The sequence below is a fragment of the Streptococcus sp. 27098_8_186 genome (assembly GCF_041432055.1).
Taxonomy (GTDB): Bacteria; Bacillota; Bacilli; order Lactobacillales; family Streptococcaceae; genus Streptococcus; species Streptococcus dentalis.
The window spans coordinates 1-2,340 of sequence record NZ_JAPVYV010000021.1 but is presented as its reverse complement, the minus strand read 5'-3'; the positions used below and the strand labels follow the sequence as shown (position 1 = coordinate 2,340).

1 protein-coding gene and 1 pseudogene are annotated in these 2,340 nt (G+C 41.5%); both read right to left on the bottom strand.

What is annotated here, in order from left to right; all coding sequences use genetic code 11:
- Positions 1 to 1,810 (bottom strand): annotated as a pseudogene (locus tag O3602_RS10140) (peptidase); the annotation flags it as partial.
- Between the two features lie 199 nt (positions 1,811 to 2,009).
- Positions 2,010 to 2,340: LPXTG cell wall anchor domain-containing protein (locus tag O3602_RS10135; protein WP_371611637.1), on the bottom strand; the 331-nt coding region annotated here is incomplete at its 5' end.

Genomic DNA, 2,340 nt, shown 5'->3' with positions numbered 1-2,340 from the left:
AAGCGGACTCACTGAGTGAGGCAGAGGCTGCTTCTGACCCTGACGCACTCACTGATTGGAATTCTGATACAGATTCTGAAGCGGACTCACTGAGTGAAGTTGACGTTTCTTCTGATTCTGAAGTGCTTACTGATTGGGTTTCTGACACAGACTCTGAAGATGACTCACTCAAGGAAATAGAGCTTTCTTCTGACTCTGATACACTCACTGATTGGAATTCTGAAACGGACTCTGAAAGCGATGAGGAGGCCTCTTCTGAAAAAGAGATTGATTCTTCTTCTGATTCGCTGATAGATACTGAATTAGAAAGACCGACACTTGCAGAGATAGCACTCGAGTTAGACAGTGAATCACTGAATCCCTCAGACAAACTCTTCAACTCAGATATTTCCTTTGACTCAGACCCCAATCTAGATGTACTTTCAACCTCTGACAGACTTGAAGAAACACTCAAAGAAAGTGAGCGAATTCGTGGATCTTCTGTCAAAGGAACAGTTACAGTATTTGTCGTATTATCTTTGAAAACAACTGTAACTTCTCCAGTTGCTGAAACTGAGTAGGACTTAAAATCCTTAGAAGATATGAGACGGGGATTCACAGCCTTAAACTTTTCCCACACTTGTTCTTTTTCTGCATCAGTCAATTGAGAGAGATCAGATACTTGCGTGTTTGACTTCACTGCAACAATTGGATTTCGAATCCCGTCATTTTGTGGCAATACTTTAATTCGGAAAGAACGGTCTATAAACTGGTTGTGAGCGTTGGTAAAACGAACTGTAATCGTATATGTTTTCCCGGGTTCCACAACCTCTGTATCTCCCACTTTCCCCTCAATCAGCATGGGAGCAAAGGGGGTTTTCAAAGTCGCATTCGGCACCAAGACACCATCTACCCGCTCACTATTTGGAGCATAACCCATAAAAGTTAGGATAACACCACCATTTCGCTCTCGGACAATATACTGGAGTCTCACTGGATCTGAATTATAGGCAGTGACGAGATGGTTATTTTCAGGTCCACTCATAACGAATGGGGCTCGCAACATTTGATCAGAGCCTATTGCATTCCCATTTCGAGGATCACGTTTTCCTGAAGTGGTACGTAGGACAAGATTGATCAGTCGGTTTCGGGCTGTCTTAGCTTGGTCAACTACTTGGTTTCCCTCAGCTGAAGGATTTGCTAATTGATGACGAATAGCATCCAAGGCCTGCTTCCCAAGGAACACAGTCTCCTTTCCATCTTCTAGAGCTTTAGCTTGGTCAATATACCTATAAATATCCTGTGCTAACTTATAGAGTCGTTCCTCTTGCTGATCCAATTGGATAAAAGAAGGTTCCGTTAAAACCAGTTCTGATAAAGAGGTTGAATTTATTGAAGTAGAAGCTTCTGAACTAGCCATTGAAGTAATCTCAGAAACAGGGGTTCCTACTGATGAAGAGAAGCTCTCTTGACTTGTCAAGGAGTTGATTTTTTCACTAGTTAATGAATTGCCAGCAATCCCTAAAACTAAGCTATCTTTTCCAATTAGACCTATTTCTGAATCCAACTCTGAGCCAAAGCTTTGTTTGTCTTCTTGATCCGCAAAAGTAGGTTGAGCAAGCGATACCGCTCCAAGCAGTGCACCTGTTGCAATCAGCCCCTTCGTGAGAGCCAATTGACTTGATCTGGAAAAGGACAAGGGCGGAGCTCCTTCTTTCCCTCTCCGTTGGAAGAAAGTAATATTTGAGCACGCAACACGCATCCAGTTTTTCCCAGTTTTGACTAATTTAAATCGTGTAATCCGCTCTCCCTTCCAAGACTTTCCATTCATCCTCTTAAATAACACATTTTTCTCCCTAAAAATTATTCTCTTTTGATTATACAGGATTATTGATCATTTTCAATATATTTGACTATTCTTTCATACTTAGTTTTCACTAGAAAAAAGCAAATCTCTTTCGAGACTTGCTTTCACTTATTTTTAAATCCTAAGTTCATCTATATGACAGCAATAGAATGAGTTTGATAGATTAATTCTCATCCTTTTTCTTACGACGACCCAAGACAGCAATACCTGCAAGTAGCGCGGATGCTCCTGCTGCAAACATACCTGTTGACGTTGCTGTTCCTGTTTCTGGAAGAACTCCTTCTGACCCTCTATATTTTTGAGAAGAGCTTGACGATTCAGATTGTGATCTAGTCTGACTCATTGACCCTAAATAAGAAGCTGACGTACTTGTTGACGTCGTTGTCGATTCAGAACTTGATGCACTTACTGAAGTCGTTGTCGATCTTGACACAGACTCTGAAACCGATTCGCTCAAGGAGCTAGATGTTTCTTCAGACTCTGATGTGCTCATG